The sequence below is a fragment of the Chondrinema litorale genome, from assembly GCF_026250525.1.
Lineage (GTDB): Bacteria > Bacteroidota > Bacteroidia > Cytophagales > Flammeovirgaceae > Chondrinema > Chondrinema litorale.
This window is the reverse complement of record NZ_CP111043.1, coordinates 3,190,814-3,206,844: the sequence shown is the minus strand read 5'-3', so window position 1 is coordinate 3,206,844 and position 16,031 is coordinate 3,190,814. Positions and strand designations below refer to the sequence as shown.

Annotated in this window: 15 protein-coding genes; 6 read left to right on the top strand and 9 right to left on the bottom strand. The window is 31.9% G+C overall.

Annotation, left to right across the window (positions count from 1 at the left end; genetic code table 11):
• Positions 1 to 43: 43 nt before the first annotated feature.
• Complete coding sequence (locus OQ292_RS13190) at positions 44 to 1,018, bottom strand: FecR family protein (RefSeq protein WP_284682599.1); 975 nt, start codon at positions 1,016 to 1,018, stop codon at positions 44 to 46.
• 412 nt (positions 1,019 to 1,430) lie between these two features.
• Here OQ292_RS13190 and OQ292_RS13185 point away from each other — a divergent pair, with 412 nt between their 5' ends.
• Positions 1,431 to 1,691 (top strand): hypothetical protein, encoded by a 261-nt coding sequence (locus tag OQ292_RS13185; RefSeq protein ID WP_284682598.1) that lies wholly within the window; start codon positions 1,431 to 1,433, stop codon positions 1,689 to 1,691.
• Between the two features lie 68 nt (positions 1,692 to 1,759).
• Here the strand turns inward: OQ292_RS13185 and OQ292_RS13180 are convergent, their stop codons facing one another.
• On the bottom strand, positions 1,760 to 2,425 hold the full coding sequence (locus OQ292_RS13180) for a hypothetical protein (protein WP_284682597.1): 666 nt from the start codon (positions 2,423 to 2,425) through the stop codon (positions 1,760 to 1,762).
• Between the two features lie 131 nt (positions 2,426 to 2,556).
• Positions 2,557 to 3,213, bottom strand: coding sequence for an arginine-tRNA-protein transferase (locus tag OQ292_RS13175; RefSeq protein ID WP_284682596.1), 657 nt, complete (start codon positions 3,211 to 3,213; stop codon positions 2,557 to 2,559).
• Between the two features lie 203 nt (positions 3,214 to 3,416).
• Between OQ292_RS13175 and OQ292_RS13170 the strand changes: the two genes are divergently transcribed.
• Positions 3,417 to 4,667 carry a hypothetical protein gene (locus OQ292_RS13170; RefSeq protein ID WP_284682595.1) on the top strand — a complete coding sequence of 417 codons (1,251 nt, stop codon included), beginning with the start codon at positions 3,417 to 3,419 and terminating at the stop codon, positions 4,665 to 4,667.
• A gap of 2 nt (positions 4,668 to 4,669) precedes the next feature.
• Here OQ292_RS13170 and scpB read toward each other — a convergent pair whose 3' ends face one another.
• Both scpB and OQ292_RS13160 read right to left on the bottom strand, forming a co-directional pair.
• Positions 4,670 to 5,236, bottom strand: a complete 567-nt coding sequence (scpB, locus tag OQ292_RS13165; RefSeq protein WP_284682594.1) for an SMC-Scp complex subunit ScpB — start codon at positions 5,234 to 5,236, stop codon at positions 4,670 to 4,672.
• Positions 5,237 to 5,323: 87 nt separating this feature from the next.
• Positions 5,324 to 5,701 carry a TraR/DksA family transcriptional regulator gene (locus OQ292_RS13160; RefSeq protein WP_284682593.1) on the bottom strand — a complete coding sequence of 126 codons (378 nt, stop codon included), beginning with the start codon at positions 5,699 to 5,701 and terminating at the stop codon, positions 5,324 to 5,326.
• A 524-nt stretch (positions 5,702 to 6,225) separates the two neighbouring features.
• Here OQ292_RS13160 and OQ292_RS13155 point away from each other — a divergent pair.
• From OQ292_RS13155 to OQ292_RS13145, 3 genes are all read left to right on the top strand, one after another.
• Positions 6,226 to 7,602: a cystathionine beta-synthase gene (locus tag OQ292_RS13155; protein WP_284682592.1), complete on the top strand. Its 1,377-nt coding sequence runs from the start codon at positions 6,226 to 6,228 to the stop codon at positions 7,600 to 7,602.
• Positions 7,603 to 7,656: 54 nt separating this feature from the next.
• Positions 7,657 to 8,892: an ornithine--oxo-acid transaminase gene (gene rocD / locus OQ292_RS13150; RefSeq protein WP_284682591.1), complete on the top strand. Its 1,236-nt coding sequence runs from the start codon at positions 7,657 to 7,659 to the stop codon at positions 8,890 to 8,892.
• Between the two features lie 123 nt (positions 8,893 to 9,015).
• Positions 9,016 to 9,621: a NifU family protein gene (locus OQ292_RS13145; protein ID WP_284682590.1), complete on the top strand. Its 606-nt coding sequence runs from the start codon at positions 9,016 to 9,018 to the stop codon at positions 9,619 to 9,621.
• Positions 9,622 to 9,673: 52 nt separating this feature from the next.
• Here the strand turns inward: OQ292_RS13145 and OQ292_RS13140 are convergent, their stop codons facing one another.
• The 3 genes from OQ292_RS13140 to OQ292_RS13130 form a co-directional block, all read right to left on the bottom strand.
• Positions 9,674 to 10,882: a hybrid sensor histidine kinase/response regulator gene (locus OQ292_RS13140; RefSeq protein ID WP_284682589.1), complete on the bottom strand. Its 1,209-nt coding sequence runs from the start codon at positions 10,880 to 10,882 to the stop codon at positions 9,674 to 9,676.
• A 17-nt stretch (positions 10,883 to 10,899) separates the two neighbouring features.
• Positions 10,900 to 11,352, bottom strand: a complete 453-nt coding sequence (locus tag OQ292_RS13135) for a response regulator (RefSeq protein WP_284682588.1) — start codon at positions 11,350 to 11,352, stop codon at positions 10,900 to 10,902.
• Between the two features lie 88 nt (positions 11,353 to 11,440).
• On the bottom strand, positions 11,441 to 13,801 hold the full coding sequence (locus OQ292_RS13130; RefSeq protein ID WP_284682587.1) for an ATP-binding protein: 2,361 nt from the start codon (positions 13,799 to 13,801) through the stop codon (positions 11,441 to 11,443).
• 391 nt (positions 13,802 to 14,192) lie between these two features.
• Between OQ292_RS13130 and OQ292_RS13125 the strand changes: the two genes are divergently transcribed.
• Positions 14,193 to 15,188, top strand: coding sequence for a M28 family peptidase (locus tag OQ292_RS13125; protein ID WP_284682586.1), 996 nt, complete (start codon positions 14,193 to 14,195; stop codon positions 15,186 to 15,188).
• Positions 15,189 to 15,191: 3 nt separating this feature from the next.
• Here the strand turns inward: OQ292_RS13125 and OQ292_RS13120 are convergent, their stop codons facing one another.
• Positions 15,192 to 15,674 carry a hypothetical protein gene (locus OQ292_RS13120; RefSeq protein WP_284682585.1) on the bottom strand — a complete coding sequence of 161 codons (483 nt, stop codon included), beginning with the start codon at positions 15,672 to 15,674 and terminating at the stop codon, positions 15,192 to 15,194.
• Positions 15,675 to 16,031: the final 357 nt, after the last annotated feature.

Sequence of the window (16,031 nt, the reverse complement as noted above, 5' to 3'; positions counted from 1 at the left end):
GCGATTATTTAATTTGACATTGGCTTAAACAGATTAATAAATGCTAGCAACCTGTTCCTTGAATGATAGTAGTATGATTAGTTTTTTCAATTGTGGCATCCATTAATATTTGTATTTCTTGTAATACTTCAGATAAAGATTGATTATCGAATACTGCTTGAATTCGGCAATCTTTTATCGTGTCGCTTACTCTTATATCTTCATTAAAATGAATCGATAATACTTCTACTACTTCAGATAGGGTTTCTCCACTAAATACCAAACGCCCAGTTTTCCAGGAAGAAATATTTTCATTAACTGCATTAGTTAACACTATACTTCCATTGCATTTGTCTAGAAAAGCTGTTTTACCCTTTGTTACGATTTCGGAATTTAATGATTTAACAATCCCACTAAACGCAACTTTTCCTGAGAAAACAGTAAGGTAAACCCGGTCTAAAGAATCGTAAGATTTAATATCGAAAGAAGTACCCAATACTTTTACCAAAGCATGTGTTTGCTTTACTTGAAATGGCTTTGCCGGATTCTTTTCTACATCAAAATAACCTTCACCATTCAACTCAACTATTCTGTTGTTTTCATCAAATTTTTCGGGGTAGCGTAATTGGCTGTTTTTATTCAACCAGACTGTTGAGCCATCTGGTAACCTTATCTCTGAAATCTTAGAATTCCCTACATTAACTTCTATCCATTTTACATTGGTTGAATAATAAAAATAGTAGCTCATTGCCAATAAAAGCACAAATACAGCAGCAAACTTCCAAATATTGCTTATAATAAAAACTCTTTCTTTTTTACTATTAATAAGCAATTTGCGAGATTTAAACCTTTCCCAAGCTACATTTTCATCAAACTTCACATCCTTATTAAGTGCTTCAGATTTATCCCATATTAGCTTACATTCTTCAAAATACACGCTATTATATTCAGATGCTGCTAACCAATTATCTAACTCTTCCTTCTCTTGATTAAGCAGTTCTCCTTTAAAGTATTTTCCTATAAGTACATCTTTATCCATAAAAAAGGATTTATAATGCATTGTTTGAAATTTACCTATAAGACAGTTTTAGAAGCTATTACCCCCAAAAATCACAAAAAAACTTTTTGAAAAAAAATTAAAACACTGAAAACCAAATACTTACAATTACACAAAAGGAATTAATCACAAATATGGATGATTCAGCATATGAGTATTAAGGTAGAATAATTTATTGCATTTTGGTGGTTTAATAAAAAATATTGTATGAATTTACATTTATTCACAACTTTTATTTTATGTGTATGTGTTAATAGCTATATTTACTTAACATGTCTTCTCAAACTATCAAATTTCTTATTAACACAACTTTTTGAGACAAACTTTTTCTCGACTAAGAATCCAATTGAACAAATTTTTTAAATATTGTTCCATTTCTAGATAACGCTAATACATGATCTTAGAAGAAAAACATTACTATGATCCACTCACATCGCTAAAACTATTTACAGAAGGTGAAGAATTTGACACCTCAATCTGGTGGAAAATCGAGTACCATTGCGACAATAATGGAAACATAATATCTGAAAAAAAACGCGAATTATTTAAAGGAAAGCCTCCTTTGTATGTACCTCGCCAAATTACTTATATGCCTGCAGTTAGGAGAAGTATTGCTACGGAAGAAATGAAGCTGGCAATGAAACATGCGGTATAAAAAAAACCGAAAACTAACAGACTGTTTCCGGCTTTTCAGGTATTGAAATTATCTCATAAGAAAATTTATTACTCTGCGAAATCTTTCATATCGTAGTTTACTGGCATCATATGTTTATTAAAAAAAGCAATAAACTTAAGTTGTGAATAGATATCATTGAGGTTGAGATTTTCATCTTTAATAAATTGATCAACCTCTGAAAACTCTTTTATAATTGTTGTAAAAAACGCCTTTTTAAAATCACTTAGGGTCTGAATTTGATTGGCGTAATACACATAATAATCGTAAGAGATTAACTTGGGCACATATGCTTTACTCGAAGATAATCTCGGGTTTTTATAATAATCTATTACAGAGTTATCTTCAAACTTAAGTTTACCGATAACTTCAACTTCTCCCCAACTTATCAGTTCATAAAACCCTGGTTTAATTTTACTCTCTAAACCCGATGTTTTAGAATCAATCGAAATAAATACTCTGTCGGTATTGAAATTCTCATCGTAGAACCTGAACTTGGCTACCTGATGAGCAGTGAACGCTTTACTCTGGTTGTCTTTAAGTTTAATCTGAATCAAATCGGATTTATAAAAATAGTACAATTCTCCATTATACTTCTCTCCAGATTTTAAAATTACAACTCCATTTTTAGACGATATTTTAGTAATGTCCCTTGCAAAAATAGGAACACAGCAAAAAATGCAGAGGCATAGTAGCCCTGCTAGCTTAGTATTCATTGGTAATAGTTATTTTGGTTAAGGAATAGTGTATATTCTATACTAGATTAATCTAGAAATATTATAATTTTTATCAAAATTTATAATAGAAATTTGATAGTTATTTATAGAATAATACAATTCCTAAACCATTATTTAGGTAGGTAAAGATGCCAGTTATCGTTCCAATCAAAATACTCCATCGAGTTAAATCTTTTTTTGTAATCGTAAAAAGATGAAACATCGTAGCAATAGCCATGATAGTAGTATTTTAAGCCCATACTTTTGGCAAATTCTATTTCTAATAGCATGGTATAAATGCCAAGGCTATGCTTGTGATAATCCAAATCGAACATGCCGTAAATACTAGAGATAGAGGTTCTAGCAACATCAAAATAACTTACCGCAATTAGTTTATCGCCATCGTAAATAAGTAACTCATTAGCCTTACCCGGTACACTATCTGGACTATGCGATAAAAAATCGTTAAGAGAACCTGGAACTCCCTCTGTAAACTTTGACTTATGCTGCTCGAAAAGCAGCTTCTGCTCTTCTGTAATTTTAATCGGTTGGATTTTAGATGTAAAATTAGAGTTGCGTCTTAATATTTTTTTCTGGCTTTTAGTAAAGTCAAATTCTTCAAGATCAACCCTCAACGGAATTACATTACAAAGCTGGCCTTTATAGATATTCATATTATATCTAAAAAAATATGTTCCAAAATGTCTCCAACCCTCAGCCAGCATATCATCCATATCAAGTGGGGTGATGTATTCTATATGTAATTCTTCAAAAATGAGCGGCGCCATCAATTATTATTTGACTAGTCAAAAAAATTATTATATTTATCCTATTATTTATGCCTAACAACACAAGTTCCAATCTTATACCACCACCTACTTACGGTAAAATGTGCATTTAAAGGCAAAAAATAATGGTGTTATACTTAACTCCTTTACTCTTAATATTATTTAGTTTATTTGTTAAATCGGAAACTAAATCTAATGTTTCTATGAACAAAGCCGAAAACTTGGCTTTTCAAATTAGAAACTACGATGAGTTTACAACTGAACAAAAAAAGGAATTAATCATTCAAATATACGATTGGGAAAATTCTGAAAAGGTAGTAAACCTAAATGATCAGGAAAGATTACCACACAGTTTGATAAAACTCACAAAAAATACATCAGAGTTTAAACTTATTAAAAACTCTCCTTTTGTAAGCACACCTGTTTGCTGGCTACCAAATGTAAGCTTATTATATGAAATAATGCTGGTAAACAAAAAGATGAGAAGTTTATATGGAGCGCAAAAATGCCCCTCCATGTATACGATAATCGCTCTACTCGCTCACGAAACTTATATGAGGGATATTAAAGGTGATAACAACCTAAGCACAGGAATGTGCCAACTATATAAACCCTCTGCAAAGTATGTGTTGAATTATTCGCCTAATAGAGAAATATTTAGAAAGCTGTTATACTTCGATCAAAATGGTGAACACAGATTTTTTTCTCAAAAATCGATGATTGAATTTGTTCATCATTTTTTAATTCTTGAAAAAGGATATAGCAACTCGCAACAACATATAGGAGTAGCAGCTTATAATGGAGCAGGCACTAGTGCTGACAACTATGCACGAAATGTGTTAATGAAATCTATGTTTTATGAAGCCCTTTGTGCAAAACTAAAAGCGCACTCTCCAGAAGAGGCTATTTCCAATATTCAAGAATGGACTAAACAACCTTTAAGCAGCACTTATATTGGCTTTAATGGATTTACTCAATCTGGCAAACAAACTTCTATAAAAAGCGAGCAAAAGTACCTTAATAAAGAAGAACAAGAAGCTTTCCTTAATTGTAAATATGCCATTGCTCAGTATGTTTCTGAGATTGATGGAAAGATTATTCCAGATCCAAATATGCCAGAACCTAAAGTTTTACTTATTAATTTGGAAATTGAAAATACGATTCAGCCTACTATTCCTAATAAAATAAGCCAATACAAAACATATCTGAAGGATAGTAATTTCTTTATTATCCAATCTAGCAGGTCTCCTTATTCTTATTTGAGAGAGAATACTTTCGATATAATGACAAACTATAACAGCTACCACTTTTACTATTTAGAAAATGGAACGCAAGAGTTTATTAAATCTGAAATAATGGTAAAAGAGAAATTTACCGAAGGCAAAATTATATTGAGTAATGCTGTTGTAGGAGATACTGTATTTGTTCCTAATGATATAACAGTATATCAATAAGGCTAATCTTCATCTGTTTTGTCTCCTATTTCGTTTTCTTCTTCAGCAAAATCTTTTGGCATTGGTAGTTCACTAAGATCGTTTATACCAAAATATTCAAGAAACTTTTCTGAAGTACCATAAAGCACAGGCTTACCAATTCCATCAGATTTACCTTTAATAACCAATAATTCTTTTTCTAAAAGTTTCTTTACTGCATAATCGCAATTTACACCTCTAATTTGCTCAAGCTGCGATTTTGTTACAGGCTGTTTGTAGGCAATAATAGACAATGTTTCTAAAGCTGATGTAGATAATCTCTTTTTAGATTTTTGCTTTAATAATATACCAATACTAGCCTGATATGCAGGTTTAGACATAAACTGATAGCCGCCTGCTGCTTTAATTATTTCTATCGAAAAATCATCAGACTTAAATCTTTCTACCAAAACATCTATGGCATCAGTTACATCTTTTTCAGGAACTTCAGCATCAAACATTTCTGATAAGCAAGCCTGAATTTCAGAAACTTTAAGAGGTGAGCTTGAACAAAATATTAATGCTTCTATATGTCTGGGTAAAAAATCCATAAAATGCTAAATCTTCAGTTTTGCCCAAATATAGAAAAGGTTTACACAGAAAATGTAAACCTTTTTTCAATAAAAATAATTTTTTGGTTATTGCCTGTTTAACTTGGCTTCTATCGAGTGTTGCGTGTGAGGTACAGCTCTAAGTCTTTCTTTACTAATCAATTTACCAGTATCTATGCAAATACCATATGTACCATTCTTAATTCTGATTAGCGCATTTTCGAGCTGTTTTAAATACTTAAGCGTTCTAGCTGCTAGCTGGTTCAACTGTTCTTTTTCCAATGCATCTGCTCCATCTTCGAGTGTTTTAACTCCATAGTGATTAGAATCATACCCACTGGCTGAACGCGTAATTGAATCTTTAAGGTGTTTGAGTTCTGTTTTTGTCTTTTCTATCTTTTCTTTCAATAGCTCCTCAAACTCTTTTAACTCTTCTTTTGAATATCGTATTTGTTCTGTTGCCATAAGTGAATGGTTTGAATTAGGATTAGTTTATGTATATGAAAGAACCATATAAGATGTGTGAAACAAAGTATAAACAGCTTCACCCTTACATGTTTATTATACTGCAATAATCATCTCATAGTTACTCAAATTGCAGTTAAAGTTTAAAAATATTAAGATTATAGAATAGCTTAACAAATATAAGTAACAAAATTGTATTACAATTTAATTAAGCCCTTAAATAATAATTAGCGCAAAAAGTTCAATCACTATAAAGCTAATAATCAAAAATTTAAGAGTTAAATCTTACACTAATCAATCTGCACAAACTAACACTTATTAACTCTATTTTGTAAACTTATAGCTCAAACAATAACACGTGTAATATAAAATTGCTTATAAATTTTTTACTTTTCCCAGAATGATTTGTGTTCTGCCTATAATTATTGAATAAATTTGCAAAACTTGAAACATCCATCACCTTTGCAAATAGCAAATACAGCTAAAGACAAAACCGATAAATTAAGATTTCAAAAAACTGATAAATGAGTTATTATAATTCAATCATTGAAGCGATTGGTAACACGCCAATGGTTAAACTAAATTCTGTAAATAAAGGAATTGATGCTACAATTCTAGTGAAGGTTGAGTATTTCAATCCGGGAAACTCTATGAAAGACCGTATGGCTCTCAAAATGGTTGAAGATGCTGAAAAAAGCGGTATTTTGAAACCTGGAGGAACTATAATAGAAGGAACCTCAGGAAATACAGGAATGGGTCTTGCACTTGCTGCAATTGCTAAAGGTTACAAGTGTATATTCACAGTGTCTGACAAACAGTCTCAGGAAAAAATAGATATACTTAGAGCTGTTGGCGCAGAAGTAATAGTTTGCCCTACAAACGTGCCTCCAGAAGATCCAAGATCTTACTATTCTATAGCTAAAAAACTTAATAAAGATATTCCTAACAGTTTTTACCCGAACCAATACGATAACACCTCAAACGCTCAGGCTCACTATGAGACTACTGGCCCTGAAATTTGGGAGCAAACAGAAGGGAAGATAACCCACTATGCTGCTGGTGTTGGTACTGGTGGTTCTATGTGTGGTGTTGCAAAATATTTAAAAGAGCAAAACTCGAACATAGTTACAGTAGGTATCGATACATATGGTTCTGTATTTAAAAAATATAAAGAAACAGGTGTGTTTGATGAAAAAGAAGTTTACCCATACTTAACCGAAGGTATTGGTGAAGACATATTGCCTGCAAACGTAGACTTCTCTGTAATCGATACTTTTATAAAAGTTACCGATAAAGACGGTGCTATTATGACAAGAAAACTAGCTCGTGAAGAAGGTTTATTTGTAGGCTGGTCTTGTGGTTCTGCTGTTGTTGGAGCATTAGAATATGCTAAAAAACATCTTACTAAAGATGATACTATGGTAATTATTTTACCAGACCATGGCACCAGATACCTCAACAAAATCTACAATGATAATTGGATGAAAGACCACGGCTTTCTAGAAGAAAGAGAGTTTGCCACTGCCAGAGATATTATTAAAAGCAAAAATGGTAAGAGCAAATTATTGATTGTAAACGACAAACAAACTGTAGAAGAAGCCATTAACTTAATGAGTAAAGAAGGCATCTCTCAAATTCCTGTGCAAGACAATACAGGTAACATTGTTGGTAGTCTTACAGATTCTTCTATTCTAAGAAAAATGATTGAGAATCCGGAGGTAAAACTTCTAAAGGTAACTGAGTTGATGGATAAGCCTTTCACCTTTGTAGCAATGGATAATACAGTAGATTCACTTTCGTCACTTATTAATAAAGAAAACCCTGCTCTTTTAGTAAGAGATTTTGAAGATCAGGTACATATAATCACACAACACGATTTATTACTGGCAATGGCCAACTAATTGTAAATCGGTTATTTTAAGGGATATTATTAGTCACCAGTAAAACTAGAAAATATGATAAATAGGATTTCCAGCTCAAAGGAAGCAATACAATTAGAAGACAAATATGGTGCACATAACTACCACCCCATTCCGGTTGTAATTGCTAAAGGCAGTGGTGTAAAAGTCTGGGATATTGAAGGAAAAGAATACTACGATTTCCTTTCAGCATATTCAGCGGTGAACCAGGGGCATTGCCACCCAAGAATTTTGGAAAGCTTAACAGAACAAGCAGCTAAACTTACTTTAACCTCAAGAGCCTTTTACAATGATGTATTAGGTACTTATGAAAAGTTTATTACTGAGTACTTTGGTTACGATAAAGTTTTGCCAATGAATACTGGTGTTGAAGGTGGCGAAACTGCGATTAAACTTTGTAGAAAATGGGCATATCAGGTAAAAAAAGTGCCTGAAAACAGTGCTAAGATACTTTTTGCAAATGGTAACTTCTGGGGGAGAACATTAGCAGCAGTTTCATCTTCAGACGATCCTGAGAGCTATGGAGAGTACGGCCCATATATGCCTGGTTTTAGTCTTATCCCTTACAATAACCTAGATGCACTAGAAAAAGCTTTACAAGATAAAAACGTAGCTGGATTTATGGTTGAGCCTATTCAAGGCGAAGCTGGTGTAGTTGTTCCTGACGAAGGTTTTTTAAAAAAGGCTTACGAATTATGCAAGAAACACAATGTGCTCTTTATTGCAGACGAAGTACAAACTGGTATTGGAAGAACTGGAAAATTACTTGCCTGCGATTACGAAGGTGTAAAACCAGATATTCTAATATTAGGCAAAGCACTTTCTGGTGGAGTATTGCCTGTTTCAGCTATTCTTGCTAGAGATGAAATTATGCTTACTGTAAAACCAGGGCAACACGGTTCAACTTATGGTGGCAATCCATTGGCATGTAGCGTAGCGATGGCGGCACTGCAAGTTCTTAAAGATGAAAAAATGACTGAAAATGCCATGAAACTTGGTCTAGTTTTCAGACAGAGAATGGAAGATTTGATTAAGAAATCGAATCTGGTAATAAAGGTTAGAGGAAAAGGCTTGCTAAATGCGATAATAATTAACGATACGCCAATTAGTAAAACTGCCTGGAATATTTGTGTTCAGCTTAAAGAAAATGGATTATTGGCCAAACCAACTCATGGCAATATTATTCGTTTTGCACCTCCATTAGTTATTACAGAAGAACAACTTCACGAGTGTTGCGACATAATAGAAAAAACAATTTTAAATTACGAATAACACTAAAGCCGGTTTAAGCCGGCTTTTTTATTTCTGTAATGTTACTTGTTTCAAGCTCTCCGGGCACTAATTAAAACTGTATTTGTTACCTTTGTATATCATATAGATTTTAATTAAAGAAATATGGCAACAGGATACGACAAAGAGAAATTATACCAACATCAGGTGCATTTATATACCGAAAAAAATCCTAACCCCAATTCAATGAAATTCATGTTGAATTTCATGCTAATTCACGATGGGGAAAGTATAGATTTCCCTGATGCAGAAAGTGCAACAAACTCGCCTTTAGCAGTTGAGCTTTTCAAATTTCCTTATATAAAAAGAGTGTTTTATATGAGTAACTTTATAACAGTTACAAAAGACGATGAGACACAATGGGCAGATATAATTCCAGAGTTGAAACAACTTATTAAAGGATATTTTGAAGCACAAAAAGATCTTTTTACTCAAGATCAAAAAGAAGTAATTGTTGAGTCTAATACCGACAGCGAAGCAGTAAAAAAGATTAAAGGTGTATTAGATGAATATATTAAGCCAGCAGTTGAGATGGATGGAGGGGCTATTCAGTTCCACTCTTTCGATGAAACAAATGGCATAGTAAAAGTTTTACTACAAGGCTCTTGTAGTGGCTGCCCAAGCTCAACCATTACGCTTAAAGCTGGTATTGAAAATATGTTAAAGAGAATGGTTCCTACTGTGAAAGAAGTTGTAGCTGAAGGAGTTTAATTTCATGATAATTAAAACTGTTCAAGGGAATAGCTCTAGGGTTATTCCCTTTTTACATGGTTAAAGAAAACCAAATACTCGTAGATTTACCTCTATCTTCCAACTCAACTCCTACATTGCCTCCCATTACTTCAACTACTTTTTTTACTACTGAAAGTTTAAAGCCAGAAGATGGCAAAGTGGCAGGATTGCCCTCACTAAACTCATAATCTTCTTCAAAAACATCATTCACTTCTTCTGGAATAATCTTTAAACCTTTATTTCTAAAGTAAATCTTTAAAAAATTGCTTTCAGATTTTTCACAGGTAATAATTACTCTTGTGTTCTCTTTGTTATACTTAATTGCATTGTCCATTAGGTTAGCCACAATATTGGCTAATAACCTCTTATCGAAATATACTTTGGGTAAATCTTTAATATAGTCTACCACCACCACAATGTTTTTTTGAATTGCATCTACCACAAATTTATCAATTGCAGAATTGAGCGTAAAATATGGATTTTCGTAAACCATATTTAACTCAAATTCTTTATTGCTAGAAATGTTGGTGGTATTAATGATGGTAAGAATGTTATCCAACATAGAACTGGAAGAGTATTTTATTTGATCTAAATACTTAATCTGATTAATATTTAAGCTTGTTTTATTTTCAAGTAACAACTCAGTTAATGTATTTATAGCTGTTACCGGGTTTTTTAGATCGTGAACAATTACAGAAATAAATGAATTTATTTGTTTATTCTTTCGCTCAACTCTTCTACGCTCTTCTTTTAGTTCTTCTACTGTGTTTTGCAAGCGTGTATTTACAGTATTTAAATCTAAATTTAATTTTTCAACTTCTTTTAATACCTTCTTTAGCTCGGAGTTAATTTTTTTTCTTTCTACAGCGTAATCGCAAACTTTAATAAATAGCTCTTCATTAAACTCACCTTTAATCAGGTAATCCTGTGCACCTTCTTTAATCGCCTCTAATGCTAGTTTTTTATCAGTATTTCCAGTAAGTACAACTATTGGTATAAAAGGAAATTTACTTTGTAAAAAATAAAGCCCCTCCAAACCTTGTGCGTCAGGAAGTGAAATATCCAGTAAAATTAGGTTGTAGCGTTCTGTGCTCAGAACTTTTTCAGCTTGCTGTAAAGTCTGGCAATTGGTGATTTGGTAATTTTGAGAAGCTTCTTTTTTTTTTAATCGCGCTTCTAGAAGTTTAAAATCAGCTATGTTGTCTTCTATATAAAGACATTTAAGATTCTGTTCCCCCATAAAGCCTAAAATAAATACTATTTATGCAATTTTACAAGATTGCACCAAAAGCCCTCAACTCGCTGAACCATTTTTATATATTTTTTAAGGGTATCTGGTTTCACTAAATATGAGTTAGCATATAAAGAATAGCATTTTTTTATATCTTTTTTCGAGTCTGATGAGGTTAGCATAATTACAGGAATTGTTCTGAGATCGGCATCTCTTTTTATAATTTCCAATACCTCGTAACCCGAAAGTTTGGGAAGATTAATATCTAAAAAGATAAGGTCTGGTCTGGTAGAGTCTGCATATTTTCCTTCTTGCATCAAAAAATGCATAGCTTCCTCGCCATCTCTTGCGATGTGTATTCTACTATGACCCTCTCCGCTTTCAAAAGCTTTTCGAGTTAGTACAATATCTGGTAAATGATCGTCTATAAGCAGTATTTCAACAACTTCATTGTTAGCTCCATTATTCACAGGTTGCACATAATTGCATCTTTTAAAATATATTTATACTAATTGCTCTATTATAAATTCAGATAATCATATATTGTTTAAAAATATTCTAAATAAGTTATATGATATCTGGAATTGAAAAGTAAAAAATAGAACCCTCCCCTATTTTGGATTTTACCCAAATCTTGCCCCCATATTTTTCAATAATTTTTTTACATATCGAAAGACCTATGCCTGTGCCTGAGTATTTATCTGAAGTATGTAACCTTTGAAAGATGATGAATATGCGATCAAAATATTTTTCTTCTATACCAATACCATTGTCTTCTACACCAAATATCCATGCATTTGCTATCCGCTTAACATGTATATGAATTATTGGAGGAAGATTACTCCTATATTTTATTGAGTTTGATATTAGATTTTGAAAAACTTGAAGTAATAATAATTCATTAGTGAAAATACTAGGGAAATCATCATGAGTTATTGATGCTTTATTTTCATTTATTAGTGTTTTTAAATTGTCTATCGCTTTAATGAAAATTTTCTTTACCTGAACTTCTTTTATAAAATCCTCCGCAGTACTCAGTCTAGAAAATTGAAGCAAATCGCTAATCAGTTTCTTCATTCTCTCTGTTGCTTCTTGTATAAACCTCAAGTACTCATTAGCCTCATCATCAATTTTATCTACATAAAGATCTGATAACAGCTCGCTAAAACCGGCAATTGTTCTAAGTGGTTCTTGCAAATCGTGAGATGCTACATAGGCAAATGTTTGTAGCTCTTCATTACTCGTATGCAACTTTTCTGAGTACTCTTTTAGCTTTTCGTGGATTTCAATTTCTGAAGAAATGTTAGAAAGAACAAGAACAACACTACTATTACTTCGACTCAACTCATTATACACTGGTATAATTTGTACTTTAACCCAAGTTTTCTTCTGGTTTAAAGCTTGCATTGAAAGCGAAATCTCCAATGGTTTGGTTTCATATACACATTTTCTATACAATGTATAATTATCGTTTTTTACAAAGAACTCGTTTAACAGTTCCCACGAACGCCCTACAAATTCATTAGCATTTTTGTGGGTTAAATTCTTAATACCATCATTTACAAAAACGATTGGAAACTCAGGTCGGCAATGGTCTAAAATTATAATACCGTTTCTTGTAGATTCAATAATTTTCTGAAACTTATAGAGCCTCCTGTGAGCTTTTACTTTTTGTGTTATATCTCTAGAATTACACAAAATACCATCTATACCTGGCTTATCAATTAAATTATCAGCCTTTGTTTCCAGATATATGTAATTACCTATTGAGTTTTTAATTCTAAATTCGATTGTATCTTTTTGTTTTTTACCTGCCTTTACATTTTCCAAATAGGCAAAAAACTTTTTCCTATCATCTAAATGAATAATCTTATGCCAATCGCTGGTATACTTTTCTAGGTTAATACCCAGAATTTGATTTACACTTTTACTCAAATATTTAATAGTGAAGTTTTTATCTAGTATAGTTACAATGTCAGATGAATTCTGAAGCAACAAACTAAAATTCTCATTTTCTAATACTTGAGATTCTTTCTGTAAAAGCAGTTTTTGAGAAGAGTACGCTTGAATTAGATTTTGTAGGTATGCAATGTTTTCAAAAGAAAAAAGCTTATTCTGATTAGATATAAAAGATAATGTTCCACAAAGGGACTTTTTAGCAAAAACAGGTATTAAACAAAATCTTAATAAATCATCGTCTTCACAACCTGAATGATAAGAGATTTCACCCACATACTTAGCCAAAAGAAAAGAAGAATCGATGCTAGTGTCTGTTTTTTTATTAAGCAATGTTGAATTTGAAATATCTTTATTTGAAAACCATATTGGCAAACCTTGTTTGAGCAATTGCATTACACCGCCTGATACTGATGTAATACTAACATCGCAATTATTTTCAGAAACTAGATTACTTATACCTTCTGAAAAGTTATTAGGCAGGCCACTTTCATTAAAGTGATGCAATGCACATTTAAAATCTGGAAATGATTCGCTTACTGTATTTAAGAAGAAATTCTTTAAAGTGACTTGGTCATTAATATCCTGCAAAAATTCTGTAAACTCAAATAAGCTAGCAAAAGACTGATTTGCCTTACAAAAATTATATTCATCTTTCTCAAAATGGAAGAATAAAAAATTAGAAGAATAAGTAACTATACTCTTAATTTTTAACTCTACCGACACCTCTATATCTATAATTTTAAATTTACCTTTCGGAGTATAATTACTTATATCATTTGCATAAGGAAATAATGTTTTAAAAAATATTTCTTCCTTTGAAAGCTTAAACTCGATACGTTCAATATTATCGCTATAACCTACTACTTCTCCAGAATCCACATCTACAATTAGTATAGACAGAATGTCTTGTAAAGTAATGTCACAGGACTCTGGTTGTTCAAAATATCGATTATTTTCGGCTTGAGGCATTGGCTAATAATTGTTGAGAAGAACAATTGTTCTTCGCTAAACCCTATTTAATACATCAATTTAAGAGAAAAAAATTCTAAGTAAAACTAACAGAAGGGCTAAAAAAACAGAAAGGATACAGAAAATATTCTGTACCCTTCACTTCAATTTAACAATTGACTAATGGAATTCATGTGTAACGCAAATATAAATAAATTTCATGGTAAAATGATGTATGTTGCCCATATTTGGTTCATAATTAACTCACTATTAGTTAAAGCCTATATTTTTGTCGTTGTTACATCAAAACATTTATCCAAAATGTAAAAGTTAATTACCTTATTGGGTTAACTTTGGCTGAAAGTGACATTAAAAACTAGCCACTAATAAAACCTTCCGAATACATATTAATATGAAAAGATATTTTGTTTTAAGCAGCTTGATACTCGCTTTTTTAGCAACTAGTTGCGGTGAAACCTCAAATGTAAGTAATACTAAAACTGAGACTGAAACTAAAATAGCTTTAGAGCCAGCACCAGAATTTAATGCAGATAGCGCTTATTATTTTCTTGAGAAACAACTAGAGTTTGGCCCAAGAGTACCCAATACACAAGCTCATAAAGAAACTGGTGCTTATCTTATTAATCAATTTGAAAATATTGGAGCTACTGTAACAGTACAAGAATTTGAGTCAGAAGCTTTTGATGGCACAGTGCTGCAAGGTAAAAATATTGTAGCCTCATTTAATGAAAGTGCAAAAAAAAGAATTCTACTCGCATCTCACTGGGATACTCGCCCTTTTGCCGATCACGATACAGATAAAAAAGAACAGCCTATCATGGGAGCAAACGATGGCGCAAGTGGTGTAGCTGTTTTACTTGAAGTAGCTCGTGTTCTTTCTCAATCTGGTAAAGATTTACCTGTAGGTGTTGATATTATTTTATTCGATTTAGAAGATTATGGTTCTCCAGAAGACGGCCAAAAATATTGTTTAGGTTCGCAGTATTGGTCTGAAAATAAGCATAAAGCTAATTACCAAGCTTTCTATGGTATTTTGCTTGATATGGTTGGAGGTAAAAACACCACTTTTGTTTATGAAGATATTTCTAATAAGTACGCAAGCAGTATTCTTAAAAAAGTTTGGTCTATTGCCCATGAACTTAACTATCAAGATCTTTTCTTAAAAAAGAAAGTTAAGCACAACATTATTGACGACCACTATTATGTAAATGTAAAGGGTCATATCCCTATGATTGACATAATCGGATATAACCCTGTAAATGATAATTATTTTATAGATACTTGGCACACACACCAAGATGTTTTGGAAAATATAGACAAGGAACATCTAAAAGCTGTAGGACAAACACTCATTCAAACAATATTTAATGAGGTACCCAAAAGCTAAAGGTTAGTCACATTTTCCTTCTGAAGATTTCGAAAGTGTTAAAAAGGCATCGTTGAGTCTGTTTACAATATTTGCCTCAGCTTGTACAAAATGATTTATTCTGATACCAGCCCAAGCACTTTCTTGATTAGAATTGCCAGAAAGTCCTAAAACTGTAGTGCCTTTTGTTAAGATTTCTACATCAAGTCCATTTCTTTTAACTTCTTTAAAGTCGCACAGACTCATTACATATTGAAAGTGACGTGTCGTTGAACCAGCTATATACTCATCTATAATTAGTTGGTTATTTGCTTCATTAAATTGAACTTTGTAAGAATATTCTTTGCCTTGATTACCACCGTATTTTTCAATTTTATTTTTGATCCAACTTATGTTTTGACCTGAATTAGATTGAATGCTAGAAGCTACGATTTGTGCTGAAATTGGTGAGTTAAATGCGGAAAAAATGCATATAAGCACAGTAGTGATTAGTAAATATTTTTTCATAAGGAGTATTTGGTTGTTTAAGTATTGATTGAATTTAGAAATTTTTTTTCAAATTATCTGCTAAGTTTTTTTCCTACTAAAAAATATGTGTAAGAATTAGAAGATCATTCTCAATTTCAAACTCAAAAAATTAACCCTTTCAAAGAATTAATATTTTCTTCAAAAAAGAAATTAACTCATAATATAACTATTTCAATAATAAATGTAAATAATCCACAAAACATTTATTAATACATAACATAATTGGATTTTAGGCACTTGATTCATTATTAAATGTTACTATAAAATAGGCTGTTTATAAAAAAATGATATTAAAATTAAAATGTAATTTTACTCTATAAAAAGGCATAACGGTAA